The organism is Candidatus Magnetaquiglobus sp., assembly GCF_058402785.1.
Genome location: NZ_JBZVFG010000005.1, coordinates 23,389 through 49,348 on the forward strand (window position 1 = coordinate 23,389; position 25,960 = coordinate 49,348).

Below are 25,960 nucleotides of genomic sequence, written 5' to 3' on the forward strand. Positions count from 1 at the left end.
TTCTCCCCCATCCCGCCAGTTTACCGTGGAACTCCCGCAAGGGAGGTACACGGTGGGGGGTGAGGGGGTTCTCCCCCATCCCGCCAGTTTACCGTGGAACTCCCGCAAGGGAGGTACACGGTGAGGGGTGAGGGGGTTCTCCCCCATCCCGCCAGTTCACGAGATCCCCGGTAAAATACATATCCGGACACGAATCGGGGGTTGAGATCTACATCCCAACCCCCGAAAATTCACACCGTCCAACACATGGTCACCGGGTCATGCCTCCCATCGGGATGCGCGATCCGTCGGCTCCCGTCACTCGGCAGTGGCCGAGGTCTCGTCGGTCTGCTTGTTCCAATGAATGGTGATGTGAGAGATCGAGCACAGATCCACATTGTACCAAACCGCATCTTCGCCATCTTCATACATCACCTTCAGATCCCATTTGCACGGGCCCGAAGGACGGCTGAAGCGCATATGCAGGGTGGAACCGTCGGGCATGGTGCCATCCAGGATGTTGTCACCCCAATCATCGGATTTGCTCGGACCGACATAGACCTCCTTGATCGTATAGCCGGTCTGATTGGTCAGATCGAAATCCTGCCGCGCCTCGGCCAGAAGATTCCCGGAAAACATCAAACCGCATGCCAGGGCCCCAGCAGTGAATAAGCGTTTCATGACTTTCTCCTCAATTTCCTTGTTGATTTTACGACGATAAACGATCCGGAATTCACCCGAACCGGCTGGCTTCCAGACCTGTTCGGTATACAACCTTCAGCGTGGTATCCGGTGCACACTGATTTCTTGCATCCTTCCAAACGATTGCCGATTGACGCACAATTTGCTATGAATTAAACAGAATCAATACATAAAAGGATTTTTAATGATTCCATTCATGGGGCCACCAAACCTGCACGAATCGAAAAAAATCGCTTCGTGCTTCTCAAATTGCCGCGCAATTTGGCGGGCCATTCATGGCCCGCGTTGGCTGTTTGGCCTTTGCCAAACAGCCTCTAAGAATTCAAACAATCCATCTTGCGGCAACCACACACCCGGAACCCGTCAAGCCATTCCGCTCCTTGACGCACATCCGGACAACCGACCGAAAAAGGTCAACCCAAACACCATAAAAAAAGCGCAGACACCACATTTTCAGAAGTGATCTGAAAAGTCTGCGTAAAATAGGGCCAATCAACTCAATGATCAAGATATTTTCCGATCACACTGCCAATTTTTTATACCAGATCCGGCAGTTGCGGATGATTGCATGGGCCAACGGATGGGGTCATGGGAAGAATTCAAAAAAAACAGCTTAATTTTGCCTCGCATGAAAATCTCTTCCAATGGATCCGATGGATCACAGGCTGCCACGGGGGCTTGCCCGCAACGGCTGTCGGATTCAGGAAGATTGCCTGGAGCAATCCTCGAGGATCTCCCGCGCCATGCTCACGCGATGCAGACGGACCGTCTCGTCGCACTGATGCGAACGGATCGATTCCGCCTGTTTCTCTTCCAGGGCGGGGTTCTGATAATAGGGGTGATCGGGGTCGATGCGGTAGGATTCGAGCAGACTGCGCAGACTCCGGATCAGCTCCGGCTCGGTGCGACAGCGGTAGGTGCGGACAAAATCGGTGAGAAACGCCAGACGCACGTCGGACAGGGTGCCCAGACGCGCCCAGTGCGGCACCAGGAGACGCAACAAATCGGACGCCGCTGGCCCGCTCCAGACCGGACGTCGCGCCAGACTCATGGCCAGATGGCGCGCATCGCCCGTCAAGGTCTGGTCGATGGCGGTCGCCACCCCTTCGTCAACCGGGAGGTCCAACCCCAACAAACGCAGATACCGGGCCACCACCACCTCAGGCAGAGGGAGATAACCGGTACGACCGCCCACCCGCACCGGACAGGAGAGGGTTTCGGAAGCCAGGGTCGCCAGCATCTCCCCTTGCGCCTCGAGGCTCAATCCGGCAGGCGCGAGAGCCGCCTCGCACTCGGCCCGATCGCCCTGCACCGGCGTGAACAGCGGCGAAAGCAGCAACTCCTGCTCGTATTCGGCCATCTTGAGAATGGCGCCCGTGGCCTTGCCCGGCTCGGACTCCTCGGCATTCAACGGCAGGTCGATACGCAATGAGGGGGGGGTGCGGGTGCGTCGCAACTGACCACGCACGATATCCAGCAAGTCGATGTTCATGGCTCTCTTTCAATCCCTTGTCATGTCCGTACCACGATCCGAACGGAATGGCATCACCCGCTCCCCCACCCGGACGGTTCGTCCGGGTGGGTCGGCGATGATATTCCTGGTTACAACGATAATGGCACGATGATGCGGGAAAGAAAATCAGAAAATCTTGTCTTCGCTCCACTCCACGTCGCAGCAGAGCACATAGACATGGCTCCCCTTGCGAATGGAGACCGACAGCGTGGTGCAGATGTTCAGGCTGGTATTGGAGCGATACGGCGGAGAGAATTGCACCACCCCAGGGTTGTGGATGGCGGAATGGAAGCTGTTGCGACGGGTCCAGGTGGCCCCATAGGAGTCCCACAACGGCTTGTAGCGCATATCGACCCGTTTGAGCTTCTCCTCCGGGACGATGTTCTGGCTGACCTGCAACCCCTTGTGATCCAACAGATAGACCCGTTCCACACCCTGCATGCGCAGAATGCGTCCGGCAGCCTCTTCCAACGGGTTGTCGTCGGCGACCGCCCAGGCACACTCCATGAACTCGTTGGTGTACTGCCCCATCTCCAGATTGTGGTGATGGACCTCCTTGAAGATCTCCCGCTCGCTCTGGGACAACAGGTTGCGGAACGCACCATCCCAGTCCACGGCGCTGCGGCGCGTGGCACGGGTTTCCAGACTGCCGAAATAGCGACCCTGGACGAAATCCGCCTCCAGACGCATGACCAGAAACGCCTCTTCCTCGGTCTCGATCTTCTCCATGAGCACCAGACCGCCCGAAGCGTGGATCAGCGACACCAGCTTGAAAAGCATGCGCTTGGCACGACCGCTCTTGAGGGCGTTGACGATGAGGGAGTGGTCGAGCTTGACGATATCCGGCGACAGACGCCACAACCGGTCCAGGTTGGCCGACTCGGCGCGGAAGTCGTCGAACAGCACCAGACAGCCCAACTCCTTGAGCTGATCGATGGTGCGGGTGAGCACGGTTTCGAAGTTGCCGGCATGCTCACGCAGCGCGATCACCAACTGATGCGGCGGAAACCCGGTGTAATCGAGAACATCGGCCAGAAACTGGATGTCCGGATCCTTCACGCCGAGCATCACGCGCGGATGCATGTTGGTGACCAGCCAGCGGTCGTCGATCTCCGCAGCCATGTAGTTCTTCATGTGCAACAGCATGCGCATGCGGTCCATCTGCACCACATGCTCCGGATCGTTGATACACGAGAAAATCGAAGTGGCCGAGCGGGTGGTTCCATCCGGCTCGATGGCCCGGCAGAAGGCTTCGAACCCCACGCCGCGCTGATGGGTGGTGCTGTAGATCCTCTGAAAGAAGGTGCCCACCCGCCAGGAGTGAAAATCGGCCTGGAACACGCCATCGTGCTGAATGATCTGGCGATCGAGGGTACGCAGATCATTGAAATTGACGCTTTCGTGCGCTTTACCATCCGGGGTGGTTTTGGCCCGATCATCCATTGCTTGCACTCCTTCCCCTTGATCCGTCAACAATTGAATAGCCTGGCGATGCTCTGTGCCACATCATAGCAAACTTTCGCGCCGGTTATCCATTTCTTTCGAGTTCTTCGATCTGATCTTCGTTCTGCACCCGCGCCAACTCCTGCAAGAGACGCCAGTTGAGCTGACGGTCCTTCTGGGAGAGTCTGAGCACGTCGCTGGGATTGCCCTCGGCGTCGAAATTTTTCTGGAAACGGCCCTCGCCTCTGGCAAACTCGATGAAATCGAAGGTCTTCTCGACCCCGTTCGCATCTTTCTTGACGTGCCAGTCACGGCGCATCGACGGGTTGCCCTGCAACGACAGACGCGAAGCCAGGGTCGGTCCGCCCTCCGGGTCGTAGATGAAGACCGGGAAGGCGCGCGACTCGACCGCCAGGATCGCTCGCTCGCAAGAACGGTCATCGGCCACCTGATGCTCGGGCTGACAGGTGGTGTAGACGTTGATCAGGGCCGGTCCGTCAAACTCCAACGCCTGTTCGATGCACTTGTAGAAGTGGTTGATCATCGGACCCACGGTCTGGGCCACGAAGACGTGCGGATGCATCATCGCGATGTTGGCGATCTCCTTGCGCCGCTCCCACTTGCCTTTGACGTGGGTGCCATGCACCGACATCTTGGCGTCCTGACCGATGTAGGTGGCGGTGGAGGTCTGACCACCGGTATTGGAGTAGACCTGGGTGTCGAGCACCAGAGCCTTGATGTTCATGCCGGAGGTCAACATGCGCGACAGGGCCTGGAAACCGATGTCGAGCATGGAGCCGTCGCCGCCGATCACCCAGATCTGATGATCCTTCTTGCCCACCTGGTCCCAATGGCTGCGAATCCCCATGGCCACGGTGGCGGCGTTTTCGAACAGGGAGTTGACCCACGGCGCACGGAACGGATTGTACGGATAGGTGGAGCCGTACACCGTGTTGCAGCCGGTGTTGGCCACGATGCCGTACTTGTTGCCGATCTTGGTTTGGGTCATGGCCAGGAACTGACGCAGCACCGAGGTTTCGCCGCACCCCATGCAGGAGCCGGCGCCACCCACGTACTGATTGGCCGAATCCCGAAGCATGATGTCCACCTTGAGCTTCGGGTTGATGTACATCTCCGGGGTCTCCGGGGATTTTTTGTAGAACTCCCAGAGGGTGAAGTAGTCCGGGAGATTAACCGGCGTTTTCTTGATCATCTTCAAGGCGTTGTGGCTGCCGCAGGCGGTGACGCACTCGCCGCACCCCTTGCACTTGGTCGGATCGATGAAGATCCCGAACCAGGCGCCGCCCGAGGCGTCGCTGCCCTTGCCCTTCTTCTTCTCGTAGGTCTTCCAGAACTTGGTGGTCTGCACCAGCTGGCTGGTGATCAACTCCTGATCACCCTCCTCCGCGAAAAGCTCGAGGCTCTTCTCGCGGGCATCCGGGGTGATCACCTTGCCCCAGATGGCCGAGTCCGGACAGTTTTGCACGCACTCCATGCAGGCGACGCAGTTGGCCGACTCGTACTCGGGCAGGTCCGGCGCGATGTAGGAAAAATCGCGATAGGAGCCAGTCCCAGCCGGAACCACGGAACAGGCCAGAAACGCATCCGCCGGCTGCCCGGAACCGGCGCCGCTGTTGTAGGCGCTCAGAATCTCCCTGGCACGCGTGGCGTCGTACCATTGGGGCGTGGCTTCGGAATAGATCAACGCACGTTGGGTCATGACGAACCTCCCATGGAAACGATCAGCACCGTTTCCGACACGAAACCCTTAAATAAAGAACGCGTTCACGTCCTTGCCCTTGGCATCCCACTCCTCTTTGCCCTGGACAAGAATTTCATCCGGCGTGCTGTCCATGATGGCCGGGGTCACTTCCATGACCCGCGTGTACCCTTTCTTGACCGCCGCGAGGTTGTCCTCCACCACCTTGGCGCCACGCTTGCCGAAATACTTGGTCAAGGGTTTGGCCACCTTGGAGAACAACTCCTCTTCGGTCATGCCGGCATTCTCGCGGAACGGCGTCACCCGCAGGAACACGCCCAACAGCACCACACCCTGGAAGCGCTGAATCAACGAGGAGTCGTTCAAACACGATTCACGGGCGATCTGGATGGTATCGACCCCGTAGAAGCGGATGCGGTTGGTCTTCATGAAATACTTGGCATAAGGCGGCAGGGACTCCCAGAGCGCCTGAGCCGAGGTCTCGTCGGTGTGTTGGAAGACGATGCCCCCCTCTTGCAGCCCCACGAGCGGATTGCCCATGTACCAGGTGGTCGGATCCATCAACGGCACGAACTCCACCTGCTTGAGTTCGCAGTGGGTGAGGATCTTCCCTTCCGGGATCACGGTGAGGTAGGTGTTGGTGGGCAACCCCTTCTTTTCCGAACCGTATTTGGGCGCGGCCTGCACCCTGAAGCCGAAGATGTCGCCGAGCATGGTGGCGATCACCTTGTTGGTGGTCACCGAACCGTAACCGCCCACCGAGTGGGCGCGCACCGAGAACGATCCGGTCGGACGCACGTCCGGCTCCTCCTCGAAGGGAAGCGCGCTGGCGTGATCGATGCCGAGGGTGAAATAGCGTTTCCCCTCCACCGGTCCGAGGAGCATGTTCCTGACCACGGCCAGCATGTGGCCGGGGGTGACATCGCGAGACCCCAGACCCGCCGCGCCGGAAAAGACCACCGGCATGCGCTCGATCTTGTCGAAGCCCGGCAATCCCATGGCCGCCTTGGCCAGCGACGCCTCGATGTCGGTGGTCAGGGGGTTGTCCACCAGGGTCGGGATGTCGCACCGCTCAAGCACCGCGACCGCCTTGCAGTTCTTGAGGGCACGGGCGACCGCTGCCGCCGGGAAGGGGCGGAAGCAGGTGACGATCACCACGCCGAGCTTGACGCCCAGACGGGAACGCACCACGTTGATCGCCGACATGGCGGTCTCTGCCGTGGTTCCCATGGCGACGATGGCGTATTCGGCATCCTCCATGCGGATCGGCTGGGCCAGTTCGTAGCGGCGTCCGGTCAGGGCATGGTACTCGTCCATGGCCGACTGGATGATGCCGGGCAACTTGTCGTAATAGTAGCGCTGGGCGATCTTGCCCTGCATGTAGGCATCCTGGTTCTGCACCACGCCGATCTGCACCGGGGTGGCCGGATCGAACACCGCCCGCATCCGCTCGCGGGGATCGCCGAGATACTCCCGGATCAACCCCTCTTCCGGGAAGTTGAGGTTTTCGATGGTGTGGGTACCCAGGAAGCCGTCCTGGACATTCATCATCGGGGTGAAGGCCGCCTCCGAGGCGCGTCGCGCGATCAGGCAGAGGTCCGCCGAGGCCTGCACGCTGTGGGCGAAGAGAATCCCCCAGCCGCAATCCGAAACCCCCATCACGTCGTCGTGACCGGCATGGACGTTCAACGCCTGGGAGGTCAGGGCCCGGGCACCGACGTTGAGCACTTGCGGCAGACGTTTGCCGGAGATGGTGTAGAGCACCTCCTTCATCAGGATCAGCCCCTGCCCGGAGGTGAAGTTGGTCACTCGCCCGCCCGCCAGCGCGAAGCCCTCGCAGGCCGAGGCCGAGGAGTGCTCGGACTCCAGCTCCATCCAGGCCAGAGGCGTGCCCCAGACGTTTTTCGCGCCGTTGGCGACCGCGACCTGATAGAGGATACCCATGTTGGTGGAAGAGGTGATCGGGTAGGCCGCGGCGCCATCCGTGGCCCGCGTCTCCACATAGGAAACCGCGTCGGAGCCGTCGCCGGTACCGGGAATCCCCGGAAAACGGTGGTTCGCTTGAGATTGGGCTGCCTGTTCGCTCATTGAAAACGCCCTCCTGGTGTTGAGGTGCCATGCGTGCCAATTCGTACCGAACCGGCGGGTCGATCATCGGAAGCCATGATGACGCTCGCATGACCCAATACGGCAATGGATACGCAAGTATATTGCACTGCAAAAAAAATTTCAAGCTTTTCTGAGAACCGCTCTCAATATTTATATCTTGAAATTTCGTCTGCCGACAATTGCCTGATAAAGCGTTGATTCATCAATATATTCCAGCTCACCCCCCATGGGAAGTCCATGGGCCAGCCGGGTGATGCACGGCACGAACGGTTCCGCCAGACGGGCCACGAAATGGGCGGTCGCCTCCCCTTCGACGGTGGAATTGGTCGCCACGATCAACTCCGCGAACCCCTCCCCGGCCAATCGGCTCTCCAGGGAAGCCAGATTCAGAGCATCCGGCCCGACCCCATCCAGAGGGCTCAACCGGCCTCCCAGAACATGATACATCCCTTTGAACAACCCGGCCTTCTCGATGGCCAAAAGGTCGGAGGGCTCCTCGACCACGCACAGACGACTCCGGTCCCTCAGGGGATCTTCGCAGATCCAGCACAAGATCTCCCCGGCGTCGGAATCCTCCTCGGCGAGGTTGTGGCAGCGCGCGCAACCGCGAATCCGGTCCCGCACCCCCTCCAGGGCCTCGATCAACTCGCTGGTCTCCCCGTGGCCGCGTCGCAACAGATGATGGACCATGCGCCGCGCGCTCTTGGGGCCCACGCCGGGAAAGCGCGACAACACCACCACCGCCCGTTCCAACGAGGGCAATCCCTTCACCGTCGTATTCCCGCCTTTCGGATCGTGCCTTGGAATCAGAACGGCAGATTCAGTCCGGGGATCTTCATCCCCCCGGTCAACTGCGCCATGCTGTCGCGGGTGGCCTCCTGGACTTTGCGCTGCGCGTCGTTGAAGGCCGCGGCCACCAGATCCTCGAGCATTTCGATCTCCTCGGCGTCCACGACCGAGGGATCGATGCGCACCCGCATCACCTCCTGCTTGCCGTTCATCACCACCTGGACCATGCCGCCCCCGGCATGTCCGGTGAGAACCAGCGCCGCCAACTCTTCCTGGATCTTGGCCATTTTGGCCTGCATGGCCTGGGCCTGTTTCATGATCTCGCCGATGTTCTTCATAGCCTGCTCTCCCGGCGCGCCGTCAACTTGGAATGATGGGAAAAAAACCTCATCCCCGGACCGCGGACCTCCCCTCGGAAGTTCCACGGTACGTGAAGTTAGGACCGGACGCGCCACGCAAAGGTTCCACGGAAATCAACCGGGCCGAAAAAGTCTCCATCAGCCGTCGCGCGTCCGGACGTTCGAGCAGCTTCTCCTCGAGACGACGACGGTACTCCCGCTCCTCCCGTTCGATCCGCTCCTGGATGGTCTCGGGACGCGGCTCCGATGAGGGAGGTTCGACAACCACCCGGATGCCGCTCAGTCCGCGCTCGTGCAGGAAGACCCGCAGGATCTCCCGCATCCGCTCCGGCGTACCGAAACAGTCGTCCACCAACCGCAAACGCAGACAGACCTCGCCCCCCTCCTCCGGAACGCCGAAGGCGATGCAGGCCACCTGACCACGCATCTTGCGCGCCACTTCCGGGGCATGCTCGGTGGCGGAGGATAGCAGTTGATCCCAGGATGTCAATGCTTCGGACGCTCCCGCGACACGCCCCGACACGGAGCGAGAGGGGGGCTCGGTGTTTTTTTCTGTTCCATCATCGAGAGTTGGGCTATTCTTGACCGGTTTGGAAAACATTTTCTCCACCTGAACCGGCGCCCGTCCGAAAGGGTCGGAAGGACGAGTCCCTCCCGCTTCGGGGATCATCCGAACCGGAACGATCACCGGCGCGACGGTGACCGGCGTGGAGCGGGGTGCAAAGGTCGCGGGCGCGGCCACGGAAGAGGCCGGATTGGCCACAGGGACGGGAGGCGCCACCGGGACGGGAGGCGCCACCGGGACGGGAGGCGCCACCGGAGCGGGAGGCGCCACCGGAGCGGGAGGCGCCACCGGTCCACCCCCGGCCAGCATGGCGATCAGTTTATCCAGCTCCGGGATCGGACGCAGATAGGTGGCCCGCAACAACACCATCTCCAGAGCCTGGGCCGGATGATCGGCCAGCTTGATCTCCCCCTCCCCCTTCAGGAAGGTCTGGTAGATCATCTGCAACTGCTCCAGACCCGGCCCCTCACCGCTCGCGGTCCCGCCCAGCACCCGTTCGCGGGTCCGACGATGCACCCGATCCAAAAGATCGCGCATCAACGCCACCGGCTCCACGCCGCCGACGTGAAAATGGGCCAGAGACTCCAACACCTCCGGGCCGTGTCCGCCCAGTATCCGATCCAACAGCCGCTCCACCGCCTCCAGATCGGTCAAGCCCAACAGGGCGCGCACCGCCTCGAAACGCACCTCGCCCGAACCATGGGCGATCACCTGATCCAACAGCGACAACCCGTCGCGCACCGACCCGTCCGCGGCACGCGCCACCGCTTCCAGGGCGTCCGCGTCCCAATCGATCCCCTCCTGGCGAAGGATATGCTCCAGATGGTCGATGAGCAGGGCCGGTGTCACCCGCTTGAGATCATGGCGTTGACAGCGACTCAGGATGGTGGCCGGTATCTTGCGCGGCTCGGTGGTGGCGAAGATGAATTTGACGTGCGCGGGAGGCTCTTCCAATGTCTTCAACAGGGCGTTGAAGGATTGGGTGGAGAGCATATGCACCTCGTCGAGGATGAACACCTTGAACGGCGAGGAGGCCGGTGCGTAGGGGGCCAACTCCAAAAGCTCGCGCATCTGCTCGACCTTGGTGCGCGAAGCGGCGTCGATCTCCAACACGTCGGGATGGGAGCCGGCGATCACCTCCTGGCAGGAGTCGCACACCCCACACGGCTCGGCATCCTTGGCCTCGCGACAGTTGAGCCGCATGGCCAGAATCCGCGCCAGAGTGGTTTTGCCCACGCCACGGGTTCCGGAAAACAGAAACGCGTGCGGCACCCGACCGGTTGCCAGGGCATTGCGCAGCGCCCGCACCACATGCTGCTGTCCGACCAGGGAGGCAAAACTCCTCGGTCGCCAGCGACGCGCCAACACGACATAAGAGGACATGCTCGGACCCCAAAAAGGCGGGAATTACCAAAACTTTTGGAATTTATGACAACAATTAGGATTTTTGTCGATGCGGAACGATCCCCCTTCGGCTCCGCTTCAGCCACGAGCAGAGCCCTCCGAATGATCTTTAAAACGCACCCATCACGGAGGGAGTTCCAGGGCAGAAAAAAATTAAGGGCGGCTCCGGTCAGGTAGAATACGGCGCCCGAAAGATCCCGCTGCCGCTGCTACCTTCCGGTCCTGACGGGGTTCACGGGTTTTCGTCGCGTATGACCTGACCATCAACGCCGCCCGCGATTCCATCGCTCGAGGGGGAACCCCCCGGCGCGAAAGCGAAAAGTCGTGATGGGAACAGATGGCGGAGAGAGAGGGATTCGAACCCTCGGTACTGGTTAGAGTACACACGCTTTCCAGGCGTGCACCTTCAACCGCTCGGTCATCTCTCCGCACTGGTCATCGAATCCAGTATTAAAGCAGATTCTCCATCCGGATTCAAGGCTATCCGCCGCTCCCGGAAAAAAAATCTTAAAAGTTCAACAGAATCAGCTGCGCAGACCACACCTTGCCCTTCGATCGGGGCATGCGGAGCGTCGCGAGTCATCGCATTGCCCCTCCGATCCCCCTCATCCGCTAGGCGCGGGGCGTCGTGGGTCACCCGCGCCACCCGCGCCTCGACGAGCGCCGCGCGACAGATCGGGCAGGGTTCGAGGCTCACATGCAGCGCGGTGTCGCCCAACCGGTAGTTGCCCACCCGGCGGGCCGCCAGACGCAGGGTTCGCAACTCGGCGTGGCCCAGGGGATCGGCGGCGGTCACGCAGTCGTTGCCACGCGCGGCCAGGGGTCTGCCCACCGCGTCGGTCAACAGGGCGCCGACCGGCACCTCTCCGCCCGCCCCCGCCTCGGCAGCCACCACCAGGGCCAGCAAGGCGCGGGCGTCCCCCTCGGAAAGCCACGCCCCTTCCGGATGCGGCATCTCGTCGGAGGGAAGCTCCAGGCTCATCGTTTGTCGGTCTTGCCGTCCGCCGGCCCCAGAAAGGTGAGATCGAAACGGGGGTGATCCCAGGCGGTCTGGGCCGAATCACGCGCGAACAGCCATCCTTCGTGGAACGCCTTGCGGTCCTGGTTCTTCAACTCCACCCACACCGCCGGATTGACGTGCCCTTCCGGTCCATGGACCGCCTCCCCTTCGCGGATCATCAGATCCGGCGCATAGGCGCGCGGCAGGATCCATCCCCCCCACGGCGTGGCATGCAACTCGCCCACCGCGATCACCAGCTGATCGATGCGCTGGGTGCGTTTGTCCATCAGGCGAAAACGCATCGGCATGCCGGAGGTGGCACGGATCATCGTTTCGTCCGGGCGGGCGTGAATCTGGTGGACGTGGGGAGCCAGGGGCAGGCGTGGGGTTTTGTTGGTGTTGGTATCCACGGAAAGGAAACGGGATTTGGGCGCGGTTTGCGGCAGAGCGTGGTACACACCGATGCCGCCGCCGATCAGCACCATCAAGAGCATCCATGGCCAGAGTTCGAACAACCGCTTCATGAGACTCATGCGCTCCTTGCGCTCGAAACCAGACGACTCAACCCGGCGGATGAACCGCGTCGTTGGCCAGAAGCAACCGTTCGACCCGTTCCCCCTTGAGAATGTGCCGCTCCAGGATCTCATCCACATCCGCGGTGGTGCGGTAGTGATACCACACCCCCTCGGGATAGATCACCAGCAACGGACCCAACTCGCAGCGATCCAGGCAGCCGGCCTGGTTGATGCGCACGTTGCCGACGGACGGAAGCGTCTTGACGCGGAACTTCAAGTGGCCTTGCAGATCCAGCGCCCCCTTGCGCGCGCAATCGCCACGCGGATGGTCCGGGGCGCGGCTGTTGACGCAGCAGAAGACATGAATCGCGTAAAAACCGTGTTGCGTGGGAGGCGCATCCATGAGTCACGAACCTCGTCAGCCAGGATACAGGGGGTTGGAGCGTGATGAACGAACCGATCCGGAGGGGGTGAGTCGTGGATGAAAATGGCGGAGAGAGAGGGATTCGAACCCTCGATACCCTTTCGAGTATAACACCTTAGCAGGGTGCCGCCTTCAGCCGGCTCGGCCATCTCTCCGTGGGGTGGCGCGTAGTTTCCCTGAAAACGGGCGACTTGTCAACCTTCCATAAAGAAACGTTTCACCACTCTGACCAGCGCCCGTTGCGCGACCCGCGTTCACCGAGTCTCCCCGTCACCCGCCATCCCCCCTGCCACCCAGGGAGAGAGGACCAACCGGAAGCCCAGATCATCCTTGCCCACATCCGGATAGGCGCCACCGCGATGCGAGGCGCGCACCAGGGCCGCCGTGACGCGCCACGACCCGCCCCGCTTGATGCGATAACCGATCTCCCCGCGGTGGAGCGGGTTGCGTTGCCGGGCCGCCGGCGTGGCATAAAAACGGTTGTCGAACAGATCCTCGCACCACTCCCACACATTGCCATGCATATCGCAAAGCCCGTAACGGTTGGCCGGAAAGGTGCCGCATGGCATGGTCCCCTTGCGCCTCACCCCGACGGGACCCTCGCCATAGGGTTCGGTGCCGTCGTAGTTGGCCAGGGAGGAGTCGATGCCCGCGCCGAAGTGAAACGGGGTCTGGCCGCCGCCATGGCACGCATACTCCCACTGCGCCTCGGAGGGAAGCGCGAACCGCAGACCGGTGCGCCGACTCAACCAGTCGGCAAAGGCCACCGCGTCGAACCAGCTGACATGAATCACCGGGTGGGTATCGTCCTGATGGTGACGGGTGTTCTTCCAGTGATGCCAGTTCATCCCCTGATGGGCGCGCTGGTTGTAACGCAGGATGAACTGGGCGCGCTCCACGTCGGTCACATGCAGGGTCTCCTCCACGAACAGCCGGAACGCACCACGGGTCACCGGGAAACGCCCCATCCAGAACCCGTCCAGTTGCACCCGATGGCGCGGCAACTCCCCGCCGAACCATTTTTCGAACGTCTCCAGGTCGTTGAAGCGCCGCAACAGCGCCTCCTCCTCCGGGGATTGACCCATGTCGAACCCCCCGCCCGGAATCCAGACGAACTCCTGGCCGGTCACAGGCTCGCGCCACACCCGGTTGATCCGCTCCTTGCCGCGCTCCGGGGCCGCCGGCGGACCCACAGCCCGCACCCGTCCGCGCCCCTCCCGATTCAAACCCTCTTCCCAAGCCGCATCCTCGGCGCGCAAGGCGGCGACGACCGACGCCAGATCCGCATGCCTGGATGCCGGATCCTCGTTCAAACAACGCTCGATGACCGCCACACATCCCGGCATGGCGCTCAAGATTTCATCACTCCAACGCAACGTCTTCTGTTGCGTGATCTTGGCCCAGATCGGCTGCTGATAGTCATAATCCGCCACCGGCCAACGCCCCTCCAAAATGTAGTACCCCACCAGACCGAATCCGAACTGCACCACCCCCTCATCGATGCGCGTCACGCGATGATCGAGCAGTTCCGGGGGTTTGAAGAAATCGGTGGTGATCACCCGGTAATAATCGGCCAATCGTGCCTCGCAAATCCCGCCCGTGTCGATCACCCCCAACTCCATCACTCCCGGATCACGCGACGAGACCAGAATGTTCTCCAATTTCAAATCCGTGATGATCAAACCCACATCCGCGAGCAACCGGTGGAGCAATTGTGCCAGTCGATTGAGCAAACGGCGTTTACGTACCGGGTTATAGAGGTTATACTTCTTGAGACGCTTGATGAAGTCGTAGAGGTCGATCGGCCAGTAATCCATGTGAATCAGGCCGTAAATCTCGATCGGAGCAACGGGGTCCGGATCGGTGTATTCATGAAACGAACGGATCCGCACCAGGCTGGCGTGATGCAACCGGTCCCACTGGGTGGTCAATTGCCGCCACTCATGGTTCTCCTCCGGTTCGATGGCACCGCGCATCTTCAAGGGGACGATCTTGACCGCCGCGCGGGACACCTCGTCCTCGACGAGAAAAACCTGGCCGAAACTGCCGGCCCCCAGGAGCCTCACCACCGCACGGCCCGGCAGAAACCGTTGAATCAGTCCCGTGGCCTGCGCGACGGTAAGGTCAATCTTGCGCGGCATGGACGACCCCTCCCGACCGGAAACCACGCTTCCCCGTCTGGAAACAGGTTCGCGATGACGATCCGGATCCCAAACCGCCCCGTTCCAGGCTGACGATCGAAATCGATTGACTCTCTGGCTTATTCATCCGATCCATTCATCTGAAGCTGTCGATTAAAATTGGAAATGATGCATCAAAACATCACAAGCGAACAATCAGGAACAAAACACCTCGAAAGCGCCCATCCGGCATGAAACTTTTTCCAGACAATCCGCCACCCACGCACATCCGTCCCCTGGAGATCACGGGCAACCACCGTGACGTGGCCGTGCCCGCCCTGATCCGCGACACCTGGAAAATCGTCCTGTTCGCGTTTCTGCCCCTGTTGGCCTGGTCGTTCCTGGCCCATCTCCAGGAGGTGGCCAACGCGCCGGGGCAGGTGATGCCGAGCGGATCGGTGCATACCATCCAGCACCTCGAGGGTGGGATCATCGAGGAAGTATTAGTGCGCGAAAATGCCATCGTCAAGGCGAATGATCCCCTTTTCCGTCTCGATGGGACCCAGGTGAACGCCGAACTGGAGCAGATCGACGCCAGGATCGCCGGACTGGAGGCGCGGGCCATCCGCGCGCGGGCCTTTGCCGAGGATTGGGAGGCCGATTTCTCCCCGATCCCGGCCCGCTTCTGCAAGCTGGCCGATGGACAGCGCCAGGCCCTGGCCGAACAGGAGATCGCCCTGGAAAACGCCAAACAGGTGGTGCGCGCCCAAATCGCGCAACGCAACGCGGAACTGCAATCCCTGCTCGCCGCTCTCGACACCGCCCGTGGACAGGTCACCCTGACCTCCAGAATGCTCGAAATCCGCGAGACCCTGTTGCACCAGAAAGCCGTGTCCCGCATCGTCTACCTGGAGACCCTCAAGGCCAGGGAGACCGCCCTCGGCGAGGTGAAACGGATCGACAAACAGATCGAAAACATCCGCGGCGCCATCGCCGAGGCCCATGGCCGGCTCAAACAGACCGAAGCCGATGCCCGACGCCAGGCCAGCGACGAAATGACCCTGATCACCAACGAACTGGCCCAGGTACGCGAACAACGGCTGGAGATCCTCGATCGCGCCACCCGTCTGACGATCCGCGCGCCGGTCGGCGGCATCGCCCAGGAGGTGAACATCACCTCGCGGATGGTGCCACCCGGCGGCATCCTGGCCCGGATCGTGCCGGTCCGGGACCGGATGCAAATCGAAATCCACATCTCCCTCAAGGATATCGGACGGGTGCGGGTCGGCGCCCCGGTGACCATCAAGTTGAGCAGCTATTCGTTCGTCTATTTCGGTCGCATCCCGGGAGTCCTCACCTCGGTGTCGCCCAGCACCCTGCTCGACGAGAAGAAAGATGCCTATTACAAAGGGATCGTCACCCTCGACAAGGGCTATCTCGGCGACGACCCGGACAAAAATCCGATCCTGCCCGGCATGCTCGCCCAGGTGGACATCTCCCTGGATCAGCGACGGGTGATCGAAATCCTGTGGGAACCGGTTTTCAACACGGTCCACGACGCCTTCAAGGAGCATTGATTGATCTGAACCTCTCCGTATATACGGAGTATTGACCATGATAACTCCCGAAGGGAGGTCCATGGTACGGGGGGTGAGGCCCCCCCATCATGCAGGTTATATGCAATCAGGAGTCTCATGCCAAAGGATATTCACGGCCTGCCGGAAGGAGCGGGACAACCGGGCACCATCGTGGTGCTGGGGATCACCTCGCTGCTCATCAATTTACTGGGATTGATGGTCCCCCTGCTGTTGATGCAGGTGTTCAACCGCATCATTCCGAACCAGGCACTCAACACCCTGTCGATGCTGGTGATCACCGTGCTGATCGCCCTGATGGTGGATGGCGTCATCCAGACCCTGCGCTCCCATGTGGTGGGCTGGATCGGCGCCCGTTTCGTCCACAAGGGGAGCTGTCGCCTGCTGCGCCGCCTGCTGTTCGCCGAACCCCGCGAATTCGAACGGGTCGATGGCGCCAAATACCTGGAGCAGATGAACGCCATCCACACCATCGGCGATCTCTACTCCGGCCAGGCGATGATCGCCCTGTTCGATCTCCCGTTTCTGCTGTTGTTTCTGTTCATGACCTTCAAGCTCGGCGGCATCCTGCTGTTGATCCCGCTGCTCTCGGTGGGAGCCATCTCGATCTTCTCCTCGGTGATGGGCGAAAAGCTCCACAAGACCCTCGACACCGACATGCGCGTCAACCAGCGCCGCTTCAGCTTCATCACCGAAACCTTAAGCCGCATCCATGCCGTGAAATCCATGGCCATGGAGGCGCAAATGCTGCGCCGCTACGAAATGTTGCAGCTCGGCGGGCTGCGCCACACCTACGACATCATCTTTCGCGGCGGCATCATCCCGGTATTCTCCTCGTTCGCCAGCCAGGCGAGCACCGCCCTCATCGTCGGTCTGGGCGCGCTCCAGGTGATCCACGGCGACATGACCACCGGCGGACTGGCCGCCTGCACCATGCTGGCCGGTCGCATCATGCAACCCCTGCAAACCCTGGTGCGCGGCTGGACCAAGCTGCAATCGACCCGGTTGGCCAAGGCGCAGATCGACGAACTGTTCGAACTTCCGCAACGTCCGCCGCCCGTCGAGTCCGACGCCCTGGAAGGGCTCGAAGGGGGGATCGAGCTGCACCACGTCACCTGTCGCTTCGGCCAGGACGCCCCTCTGTTCAACGATCTCACCCTCACCATCGAGCCGAACCGTTGCATCGGTCTGATCGGCAAGAGCGGGGATGGCAAGACCACGCTGTTGAAACTGATCGCCGGCGCGGTGCTGCCCACCGGGGGGGAGGTGCGCATCGACGGGGTGAACCGTACCCGACTGCCGGCCCATCTGCACGCCGGCATCGGCTACGTGCCCCAGGTCGGGGTGCTGTTCAACGCCACGCTGCTCGAAAACCTCACCATGTTCAACGAGTCGCGCAACCACACGGCCCTCCGGATCGCCACCGAACTGGGGCTGGATACCATCGTGGCGCGCATGCCGCAAGGGTATCAGACCCCGATCGGCGAAGGGGTGTCGGACATCCTGCCCGCCGGCGTCATCCAGCGCATCGCCATCATCCGCGTGCTGGCCATGGAGCCGAAAATCCTGTTGTTCGACGAAGCCAACACCGCCATCGACTCGGCGGGCGACATCCTGCTGCGCAACCATCTGGAGACCCTCAAGGGGCGCTGCACGCTGCTGCTGGTCTCGGAACGCCCCTCCCTGTTGCGCATCACCGACCGGTGCTATCGGTTCACGGATGGGACGCTCGCCCCTCTGGCCCACTTCATGGACGCCCTCAATCCCTCCGCCCCGCCAGCCAGCGACCCCGCGGCCCCGGCTCCGGCGATGCCCCATGCCGCCCTGCTCGCGGCCAACCCGGACCCATCGGCTCGGGAGAACCCGAACGATCCGGCGCCGACGATCCCCACCGACGGAGAGACCTCGGACGAAACCGCATCCCCATCCCGGCACCGGGAGGACTGGCGCCTCCTTCTGGACCAGATGCATGGCAAGAACCGCTTCACCCATTGTCTGGGCGGATTGTTGGAGTCCTTGCGCTGGCGCGGCACGGGCCGTCAACTCGCCGAGGCGATCCCCCATCTGATGGGAGAGCTGGACCTGACCGGTCTTTGCAACGTCATGGCCAACCTGAGCTTCACCCACAAGATGGAGCGCGGCGAGATCGGCTCCGTGGATGCGCGTCTGACCCCGTTTCTGTTCGTGTTCGACGACGGGCGCGTGGAGGTGATCCAGGAAAAGCGGTCCGCCACCACCATGGTGGTGGCCAGTCCGGAGACGGAATCGACCAACGCGGTCGTGGAACTGGCAGGCCATGGGACCGCCTTTTTCTTCGCCCCACCCCAAGAGGAGCCCGCCACGCGCATGGGCTGGGTCCGGACCCAACTGTTGCGGTTTCGCCAGCTGATCTGGAACCTCATGGCGATCACCATCATCGGCAACATCATGACCACCGCCATGCCGGTCTACGTGATGGTGGTCTACGACCGGGTGATCCCCACCGGCTCGATCTCCACCGGCATGGTGATGCTGATCGGCACCCTGTTCGCCCTGCTGGTGGATGCCGCGTTGCGGATCCATCGCGTCCATCTGCTCGCCTACATCGGCACCAAGCTGGAACGTTCGTTGAGCGGCATCATCCTCAACCAGATCCTCGGTCTGCCCGCCGCCCTCACCGAACAGATCTCCGCCGGCAACCAGGTGTCGCGTCTGCGCTCCCTGGAGGTGGTCCGCGAAATCATGACCGGACCTCTGGCCATGCTGTTTTATGACATCCCGACCACCCTGTTGTTCCTGATCACCCTGTCGTTCATCAGCCCGAACGTCATCGCCATGATGCTGCTGCTGATCGCCGCCATGGTGCTGGTGGCCCTCGCCCTGCTACCGGTGATCCAGATCCGTTCGAATCTGGCCTCCCAGTACAACTCCCGCCTGCAGGCCTTTCTCACCGAAGCCTTGAGCCGCATCCAGACCATCCAGAGCACCCATTCCGAGGAGATCTGGTTCGAGCGGTTCCGGGAACTCTCCGGCAAGACCACCCTGGCCAACTTCAAGCTGGCGATGCTCTCCAACCACATGACCACCCTGGCGCGCCTGTTGACCATGGCCGCCGGCGTCGGCGTGATGAACGACACAGCCCGTTCGGTGGTCGCCTCGGACATCAACCATACCGGCGTGGTGATCGCCTCGATGCTGATGACCTGGCGGATCCTCTCGCCGCTCCAGACCCTCTTTCTGGGCATCACCAAGATCGTCGGCATCGCCAACAGCGTCACCCAACTCGACCGGCTCATGGAACTCAAACCGGAACGGGGCTTTGGTTCGCTCTCCAAGGCACGCAAGGAGTTCCAGGGGGAGATCGCCTTCGCGCGCGTCTCGTTCCGCTACTCCTCGGACGCGGAACCGGCCCTGGTGGGCGTTTCGTTCCGGGTTCCCGCCGGCTCGGTGGTGGCGGTGATCGGTGCCAACGGCTCAGGAAAATCCACCCTGATCAAAATGATCCTGGGACTCTACGACCCCCAGGCCGGCAGCGTGCTGATCGACAACAACGACATCCGGCAGATCAACGCACTCCAGTTGCGCCACGCCATCGGTTATCTGCCGCAGCAGTGCGACATCTTCTTCGGTTCCGTGGCTCAGAATCTGCGTCTGGTGCGCCCGGACGCCAGCGATGAGGAGTTGCGCGAGGCCTGCGCGCGCGCCGGACTGCTCGAAGAGATCATGCAGATGCCCAAGGGGTTCGAATCGCGCCTTCAGGACAGCCGCAGCGACCAACTCTCCGCCGGATTCAAGCAGCGGCTCTCCCTGGCGCGCGCCCTGTTGAAAAAAAGCCGCATCATGCTTTTCGACGAGCCGGCCAACAACATGGACGCCAAGAGCGAAGCCCTGTTCCGACAGGCGGTGCAGGAGATGCGTGGCACCACCACCATCTTCATCGTCACCCACCGACCCAGCCACTTGAAACTGGCCGATCAGGTGCTCTTTCTCGATCGGGGCTATCTGCGCGCCGCCGGCCCGCCGGCGGAGATCGAGAAGCTTCTGCCCAGATCGTTCGTGTAGTCGGGCGAGTTTGGCCGGTTGGCTGGTCACGGGTCTAATCAGGAGCCCATCGTCATGTTCGCAAACCGTTTTTCCAGACACTTGAGCGAGGCGCAAATCCTCGAGGAGTCCGGGGTCTCCGGCTCGGTGAAGCTGGTGCTGGTCGCCACGCTGCTGGTGACGCTCCTGTTGCTGTGGCTCGCGGCGGTCATCCAGGCCAACGAGGCGGTCAAGGTGACCGGTGAGTTTCTCCCAACGCTCGGGGTACGGCGCATCCAGCCCGCGGAGAGCGGCATTCTGACCGAAATCACCGTGGTCAACGGTCAGAACGTGCGCAAGGGGGAGCTTTTGGCCCGCCTGAAAAACGCCCAGGCCGAGGCCGAGGAGAGCCAGGTCGAGGCGCGTTTGATGGGACTCAAGGCCAGAAGAATCCGTCTGGAAGCGTTCCTGGCCGGAACCGAGCCTGACTTCACCGGCATTCCGAACAAATACATCGACGTGATCCGCGAGCAACGCAGCCTGCTGGATACCCAGAACCAGGTACGGGAGAAAAGTTTGTGGGTCTTCGACTCCCAGATCCAGCAGAAACGTACCGAAATCGAACTGGCTTCCCAGAATCTGCGCAACATGGAAAAAAGCGCGGAGGTCGATGGAGATCTGTTGGAGTTGAAGGAGAATCTGGGCAAGAAAAACCTCATCTCGCGCCTCTCCCAGTTGGAGTCCAAGCGGGTCTACACGGACAGCACCGGCAAGGTCAAAACGTTGCGGGTGCAGATCAAACAGAATCAGAGCGCCCTCGAGGAGGTTCTGGCCAAACGCGGGTCCTATGAAAAGGAGCTGCGCAATCAGGCCAGTCAGGAGCTGGGCGGGGTCAAGAACGAAATCAGCCAGGTGACCACCCTGCTGGAACGCCTGCGCGACCGCCGCAACAACCTGGACATCTTCGCGCCGGTCCATGGTCGGGTGCAGGACTCCCGCGCCACCACCGTGGGCGGGGTGTTCAGTCCCCGCGACGTGCTCATGGAGATCGTGCCCGAGGAGGATACCCTGCAACTGGAGGTCAACATCTCCCCCAAGGATATCGGCTATGTGCGCCCCGGACAGACCGTGGCCATTCAGGTGACCAGCTTTGATCTCAACCGGTTCGGCGGGGTCGAGGGACGGTTGATTTCGCTTTCGCCCTTCACGCGGATGGACAAGGACGGCTCGGTCTTCTATAAAGGAATCGTCAAGCCCGATCGCCTGTTCGTCGGAGAACCGGGAGCCGGACACGCCATCGTGCCGGGCATGAAAGCCAAGGCTGACATCATCTCCGGAAGCCGCACCATTCTCTCCTACATCCTCAACCCGCTCACCCGTCCGGAACGACACGCCTCGCTCCTGGATGAACTGGCGACGATCTGGCAGGCCATCCACCAGCTTTTCGACCTCCCGTCAGGGAGTTCCACGGGTGGGGGATGAAGGGGGGATCCCCCACAACCCGCAAATTTTTCGCCTCAACCTGACACCAACGGTGCCTCGGACATGGAACCACTGCCCCTGACCAAGCGTCAGATCGAAATCTTGAAGCTGATCCAGGCCGGATACAGCAACAAGGAGGTCGCGCGCCGTCTGGAGATCTCCGATGGCACGGTGAAGCAGCATCTGGTGGAGATCTTCCGCCGCCTCAAGGTCAACAACCGCACCAAGGCCGCCCAGATGGTCACCCGCGCCGAGGAGGAGTTCCTGTTTCTCTCCCCCGCGCAAAAAGATGACGCCGGGCGCACCCGAAGCGTCGTCCGCGCCCCGGTCAACTCGGCGTTGTTGCAGCCGTTGCACTGCGTCGGCATGCGTCCCCATGCCCCGAGTCTCCTTCTGCACCGCCTGGGCACCGAGGCCTACAACCGTCTGAACCGTCTGCTGCGCGAGTGCTGCGCCTTGGCCGCGCGGCGCTTCGAAGGGGTGGTGCAGGGGAGTATCGAAGGCCCCCTGGTGCTGTTCGGCGCGCGGATCGTCCGCGAGGACGACGCCCTGCGCGCCGTCTGCTGCGCCGGCATGATCATGGACGAGCTGGAAAAGGGGTTCCCGGAGCTGGTCCCGCTCGCCGATTGGGTGCGGGTGATGGTCTATTCGGTGCAGGTGGTCAGCTCCACCGATGGCCACAACACCACTTTGCAGGGGGATCTGCACCATCCGGATTTTACCGGATCCGGAGTCCGGACCATCGGACACGGCATTCATCTCTCCCCCGGCACGGCGCGGGATCTCGAGCGTCTGTTCGACCGGCACGGTCTGATCTCGACCCTCTTTCCGGGCTGCGGGGTGCTCAACAACCACTTCCACCCCGTCCCCATCGCCGCGAACACCCCCTTCGTGGGTCGCGACACCGAACTCGAAGAACTGCATCGCCGGGTGGCCAAGCTCATGCGCGGCGACTCGGAATCGACCCTGGTGGTGGGCGAGGTTGGTTTCGGCGAGACCCGGCTGGTGCGTCAGTTGCGCATGGAGACTGCCCAGCGCAAGGAGATCCTCTGGCTCGCCGGCACCTGTCACACCGTGGCGCGCACCATTCCCCTGCATCCGTTCGTGCCGATTCTGGAGAGTCTGGCCCAAACCGATCGCACCCTTCCGGCGCGTGCGCGCTGGAGCCATCTGGAAGAGTGGATGAGCCGTTTGCCGGTGCCCTGGAATCGCATCGGCAAACGGTTTCTGGCCCTGGCGCGGGAGACCGAGCCCCCTCCGCGGATGCAGCAGGGGGATGCCCTGCACTCCGAGCTGACCGAATTTCTGCTCACCCTGTTTTCCGCCAGTCCGCACGCGGTGATCGTCCACATCGACAACGCCCAGTGGAGCGATCCCTACTCGCGTCTGCTGTTGCCGGGTCTGGCGGGTCGTTTGAACCATACGAAGGTGTGGTTGATCCTGTCGGGACGCAAGGCGGAGTTGCGTTCCCTGGCCAATCATCTGTCGTTCAGCGTGCTCTCCCTGATGCGTCTGCCCAACCGGGACATTTTGCGGTTGTTGAAGCAGATGCCGGTTGCCAAGAGGTTGGACGCGGTACAGATCGACATGTTGTTGGAGTGGAGTCGCGGAGTACCGTTGTTCGCGGTGGAGATCGCCCAGCATCTGGCCGGGATGAAGAAATCGGCGCTTCAGGAGACCATTCAGGCCCAGGATCTGTTTCCCGAGTCGCTTTTCTGCACGGTGATGGAGCGGTTGCATGCCTTGACCGGCATGGACTGGAAATTGATCCGCGCCTTGGCGGCCAGCCCTCACGAGGTGCCGATGGAGGAGTTGCTTGCCTGGAATCTGCATGGGGATGGGGCCACCACGGAGGCCAGTGTCAACCATCTGGAGCAGGCGGGTTTGTTGCGTTTCGCGACGCGCGGGACGGTGCGGATCGTTTCGTTCGGCAACGAGATGGTGCGGGCCGCGATTCGCAAGACCCTGCCGGAGCGGGATTTGAAGTGAGGGGCCAGGGGGACAAGGGGGGCAATCGGAAAGGATGCGATGATGGGCCGGTAACCTGTTACAGATGACGGGGGACGGGGAATCATCCCACCGCCCCCTGCCCCACCTCGTCCAACCGCTTCCTCAACAACAACAAATCCTCCCACAACGCCCTCTTGGACAACGGCGCACGCAAACAATAGGTCGGATGATAGGTCGCGATCACCGGAATGCCACGCCAGACATGCACCTGCCCGCGCGCCTTGGTCAACCGCCCCACATCCCCCAACAACGTCTCCACCACCACCTTGCCCAACGCCACGATCGCCCTGGGACGAATCGTCTCCAACTCCTCGATCCAATACCCCTGACACAACCGTATCTCATCCCCCCTCGGCGCCCGATCCGCCGGCGGACGACACTTGACCAGATGGGTGACATACACCTCCTGCCGCCCCAACCCCAAACCACGCAACATCCCCTCGAACAACTCCCGACCATCCCCAGCCAAGGCCATCCCCTTGGACTCCTCCACCTCACCCGGCGCATCGATGATCCATACCACCGACGCATCCGCGGGACCATCCCCATACAACGCCTTGCGCCGGGTCAACGAAAGCGCGCAAGCCTGACAACCAGCCACACGCCCGGCCCGCCCGGCCAACAACGCCACCCGCTCATCCAACGGCAAGGGTGACGTCAGCAGACGATCCAACGAAACAGACGCCGGCTCATCGATCACGCTGGGCGGAACCGGCGCAACCTCGGGCACGATCGGAACGGATAAACGGGGAACAGGCGTGACGGGAAGCTTCAAGGGGGGATGCTGCCATCCCCACGCCTCCCCGGTGAGTCGATCAATCCCACAAGCACGCCAGTACCGCAACGTGGACAAAAGGGCAGATCGGGTATCCATGGGCTGGATCCTCACCGGGACGCGGGTCGGAACCCGATCACATCAAGGACGCACGATGATGGGTCGGACGCATCGAATAGGCGGCGGCATCCTGCTTGAGTTTCATGAGTTTTCTTTGCAGGATCAGAGCGGTTTGATAGGTTTCGATTCCTTTGATTACGGTCATTTTTTCAATGGTATCGTAAATTTCGTAATCGTTTTTCTTGGATATGATGCGTAAAGCTTCCATAAGAGACTCCTTGCAGCGGGGGTTGTGATTCTAATGCCAAGAATAGCATTTTCCCTGCCAAGATCTCTTCATTCGAATTGTCAAGGGTTTGCACGTCAGGCGTCAAAAGCCCTCGGTTTCAATAGGTCTTTCGCGTGCTCTGCGACGCGCGCGCAACCACTCGCGCACCACCCAGTAAAGAGTGCCCAGAATCACCGTTCCACCGCAGAACATGCCGACGAAGATGGAATAATCGAAACGATATGAATCGGTTAACGGATCATAGGTGGTGCAGAAGAACCGGACCCGACGCACCAACTCCTCGACCGGCGTCTCCTCCAGAGTGGAGGGGGTGCCGAGGATCAGGGTGCGCAACGGTTCGGTGAGCAACTGGGTCTGAAAGGACTCTCCATACACCTGACGATAGACCTTGCCCTGGGCATCGACCACGGTAGCCTGCACCACATGGTCAAACCCCTTGGGAGAAGGGGCGTAAACGAAGCCGAGTTGATGGGTCAACCGGGTGAGGGTCTCCGGAGAACCGCTCAACAGAGTCCAGTTCGGCTGTTTCTCGATCCCCTGCTGCCGACCGAAATGGGCCATGGCTTTCGGCTTGTCGTAACGGGTGTCGAAACCGATGCTGACGACATTGAAACTCTGCTCGCCAAACCCCTCGCGGGCCTTTTCCACCACCGAGGCCAGATAACGGGTGGCGATCGAGCAGGTGTGATAGCAACTGGTGTAGATCAGGCTGATGATCAGAGGCTTGCCAAGAAATGCGGAGAGTTCCACCTTCTCGCCCGCCGGATTGGTGAAGGTGTACGCCTCCAGGGTACGCCCGATGGCGGCCTGACTGGCCTCCACCGCCGCCTGGGCGTTGAAGACCGGATCACGCCCCTTGCCCACCGGGGCCTCGGCCCGCGACAGACCGGGAACACACCAGATCCCGACCAGGGCGATGATCAAGAGGTAACGGATCTGTGACTTGCACGATGGGGGGAGAACCCCCTCACCCCCCGCACCATCGACCTTCCTTCGGAAGTTCCATGGTGACTTGCACGATGGGGGGAGTACCCCCTCACCCCCCGCACCATGGACCTTCCTTCGGAAGTTCCATGGTGACTTGCACGATGGGGGGAGTACCCCCTCA

General features: G+C 61.6%; 20 protein-coding genes, 2 tRNA genes and 1 other RNA gene. 5 read left to right on the top strand and 18 right to left on the bottom strand.

Annotated features, from left to right (window positions below):
- Positions 1-297: 297 nt before the first annotated feature.
- A complete protein-coding gene (locus tag ACV4UY_RS02905; RefSeq protein WP_491606160.1) occupies positions 298-753 on the bottom strand; it encodes an argininosuccinate lyase in 456 nt (151 codons plus the stop codon).
- Positions 754-865: 112 nt separating this feature from the next.
- On the opposite strand from ACV4UY_RS02905, the gene ACV4UY_RS02910 reads away from it, so the two are divergent.
- Positions 866-1,144, top strand: coding sequence for a hypothetical protein (locus ACV4UY_RS02910; RefSeq protein WP_491606161.1), 279 nt, complete (start codon positions 866-868; stop codon positions 1,142-1,144).
- 237 nt (positions 1,145-1,381) lie between these two features.
- On the opposite strand, the gene ACV4UY_RS02915 is transcribed toward ACV4UY_RS02910, so the two are convergent.
- The 14 genes from ACV4UY_RS02915 to ACV4UY_RS02980 all read right to left on the bottom strand — a co-directional run bounded on the left by ACV4UY_RS02915 (position 1,382) and on the right by ACV4UY_RS02980 (position 14,663).
- Entirely contained in the window at positions 1,382-2,173 is a 792-nt protein-coding gene (locus tag ACV4UY_RS02915; protein WP_491606162.1) for a hypothetical protein, read from the bottom strand.
- Positions 2,174-2,320: 147 nt separating this feature from the next.
- Positions 2,321-3,637 (bottom strand): EAL domain-containing protein, encoded by a 1,317-nt coding sequence (locus ACV4UY_RS02920; protein WP_491606163.1) that lies wholly within the window; start codon positions 3,635-3,637, stop codon positions 2,321-2,323.
- An 85-nt stretch (positions 3,638-3,722) separates the two neighbouring features.
- On the bottom strand, positions 3,723-5,357 hold the full coding sequence (locus ACV4UY_RS02925; protein WP_491606164.1) for a thiamine pyrophosphate-dependent enzyme: 1,635 nt from the start codon (positions 5,355-5,357) through the stop codon (positions 3,723-3,725).
- 48 nt (positions 5,358-5,405) lie between these two features.
- Positions 5,406-7,445: a 2-oxoacid:acceptor oxidoreductase family protein gene (locus tag ACV4UY_RS02930; protein ID WP_491606165.1), complete on the bottom strand. Its 2,040-nt coding sequence runs from the start codon at positions 7,443-7,445 to the stop codon at positions 5,406-5,408.
- A 171-nt stretch (positions 7,446-7,616) separates the two neighbouring features.
- On the bottom strand, positions 7,617-8,237 hold the full coding sequence (gene recR / locus ACV4UY_RS02935) for a recombination mediator RecR (protein ID WP_491606166.1): 621 nt from the start codon (positions 8,235-8,237) through the stop codon (positions 7,617-7,619).
- A gap of 35 nt (positions 8,238-8,272) precedes the next feature.
- On the bottom strand, positions 8,273-8,593 hold the full coding sequence (locus tag ACV4UY_RS02940) for a YbaB/EbfC family nucleoid-associated protein (RefSeq protein WP_420904416.1): 321 nt from the start codon (positions 8,591-8,593) through the stop codon (positions 8,273-8,275).
- Positions 8,594-8,642: 49 nt separating this feature from the next.
- Complete coding sequence (gene dnaX, locus ACV4UY_RS02945; RefSeq protein WP_491606167.1) at positions 8,643-10,562, bottom strand: DNA polymerase III subunit gamma/tau; 1,920 nt, start codon at positions 10,560-10,562, stop codon at positions 8,643-8,645.
- Between the two features lie 185 nt (positions 10,563-10,747).
- An RNA gene (gene ffs / locus ACV4UY_RS02950) (signal recognition particle sRNA small type) lies at positions 10,748-10,845 on the bottom strand.
- 76 nt (positions 10,846-10,921) lie between these two features.
- Positions 10,922-11,011, bottom strand: a tRNA-Ser gene (locus ACV4UY_RS02955).
- Positions 11,002-11,565, bottom strand: coding sequence for a nucleoside deaminase (locus ACV4UY_RS02960; RefSeq protein WP_491606168.1), 564 nt, complete (start codon positions 11,563-11,565; stop codon positions 11,002-11,004). Before ACV4UY_RS02960 ends, ACV4UY_RS02955 begins: the two co-directional genes overlap by 10 nt.
- Positions 11,562-12,116: a hypothetical protein gene (locus tag ACV4UY_RS02965; protein ID WP_491606169.1), complete on the bottom strand. Its 555-nt coding sequence runs from the start codon at positions 12,114-12,116 to the stop codon at positions 11,562-11,564. Before ACV4UY_RS02965 ends, ACV4UY_RS02960 begins: the two co-directional genes overlap by 4 nt.
- Positions 12,117-12,144: 28 nt before the next feature.
- A complete protein-coding gene (locus ACV4UY_RS02970) occupies positions 12,145-12,501 on the bottom strand; it encodes a (2Fe-2S) ferredoxin domain-containing protein (RefSeq protein WP_420904412.1) in 357 nt (118 codons plus the stop codon).
- Positions 12,502-12,586: 85 nt separating this feature from the next.
- Positions 12,587-12,677: transfer RNA gene (locus ACV4UY_RS02975), tRNA-Ser, on the bottom strand.
- A 99-nt stretch (positions 12,678-12,776) separates the two neighbouring features.
- Complete coding sequence (locus ACV4UY_RS02980) at positions 12,777-14,663, bottom strand: SUMF1/EgtB/PvdO family nonheme iron enzyme (RefSeq protein ID WP_491606170.1); 1,887 nt, start codon at positions 14,661-14,663, stop codon at positions 12,777-12,779.
- Between the two features lie 230 nt (positions 14,664-14,893).
- Between ACV4UY_RS02980 and ACV4UY_RS02985 the strand changes: the two genes are divergently transcribed.
- The 4 genes from ACV4UY_RS02985 (at position 14,894) to ACV4UY_RS03000 (ending at position 23,707) form a co-directional block, all read left to right on the top strand.
- Positions 14,894-16,219, top strand: a complete 1,326-nt coding sequence (locus tag ACV4UY_RS02985) for an HlyD family type I secretion periplasmic adaptor subunit (protein ID WP_491606171.1) — start codon at positions 14,894-14,896, stop codon at positions 16,217-16,219.
- 117 nt (positions 16,220-16,336) lie between these two features.
- A complete protein-coding gene (locus tag ACV4UY_RS02990; protein ID WP_491606172.1) occupies positions 16,337-20,278 on the top strand; it encodes an ATP-binding cassette domain-containing protein in 3,942 nt (1,313 codons plus the stop codon).
- Between the two features lie 54 nt (positions 20,279-20,332).
- Positions 20,333-21,718 (top strand): HlyD family type I secretion periplasmic adaptor subunit, encoded by a 1,386-nt coding sequence (locus ACV4UY_RS02995; RefSeq protein ID WP_491606173.1) that lies wholly within the window; start codon positions 20,333-20,335, stop codon positions 21,716-21,718.
- Positions 21,719-21,781: 63 nt separating this feature from the next.
- Positions 21,782-23,707 carry an AAA family ATPase gene (locus ACV4UY_RS03000; RefSeq protein ID WP_491606174.1) on the top strand — a complete coding sequence of 642 codons (1,926 nt, stop codon included), beginning with the start codon at positions 21,782-21,784 and terminating at the stop codon, positions 23,705-23,707.
- An 82-nt stretch (positions 23,708-23,789) separates the two neighbouring features.
- On the opposite strand, the gene ACV4UY_RS03005 is transcribed toward ACV4UY_RS03000, so the two are convergent.
- The 3 genes from ACV4UY_RS03005 to ACV4UY_RS03015 all read right to left on the bottom strand — a co-directional run bounded on the left by ACV4UY_RS03005 (position 23,790) and on the right by ACV4UY_RS03015 (position 25,776).
- Positions 23,790-24,602 carry a uracil-DNA glycosylase gene (locus ACV4UY_RS03005; RefSeq protein ID WP_491606175.1) on the bottom strand — a complete coding sequence of 271 codons (813 nt, stop codon included), beginning with the start codon at positions 24,600-24,602 and terminating at the stop codon, positions 23,790-23,792.
- Positions 24,603-24,639: 37 nt separating this feature from the next.
- Positions 24,640-24,831 carry a hypothetical protein gene (locus ACV4UY_RS03010; protein WP_420904405.1) on the bottom strand — a complete coding sequence of 64 codons (192 nt, stop codon included), beginning with the start codon at positions 24,829-24,831 and terminating at the stop codon, positions 24,640-24,642.
- A gap of 102 nt (positions 24,832-24,933) precedes the next feature.
- Positions 24,934-25,776 carry an SCO family protein gene (locus ACV4UY_RS03015; protein WP_491606176.1) on the bottom strand — a complete coding sequence of 281 codons (843 nt, stop codon included), beginning with the start codon at positions 25,774-25,776 and terminating at the stop codon, positions 24,934-24,936.
- Between the last annotated feature and the right edge of the window lie 184 nt (positions 25,777-25,960).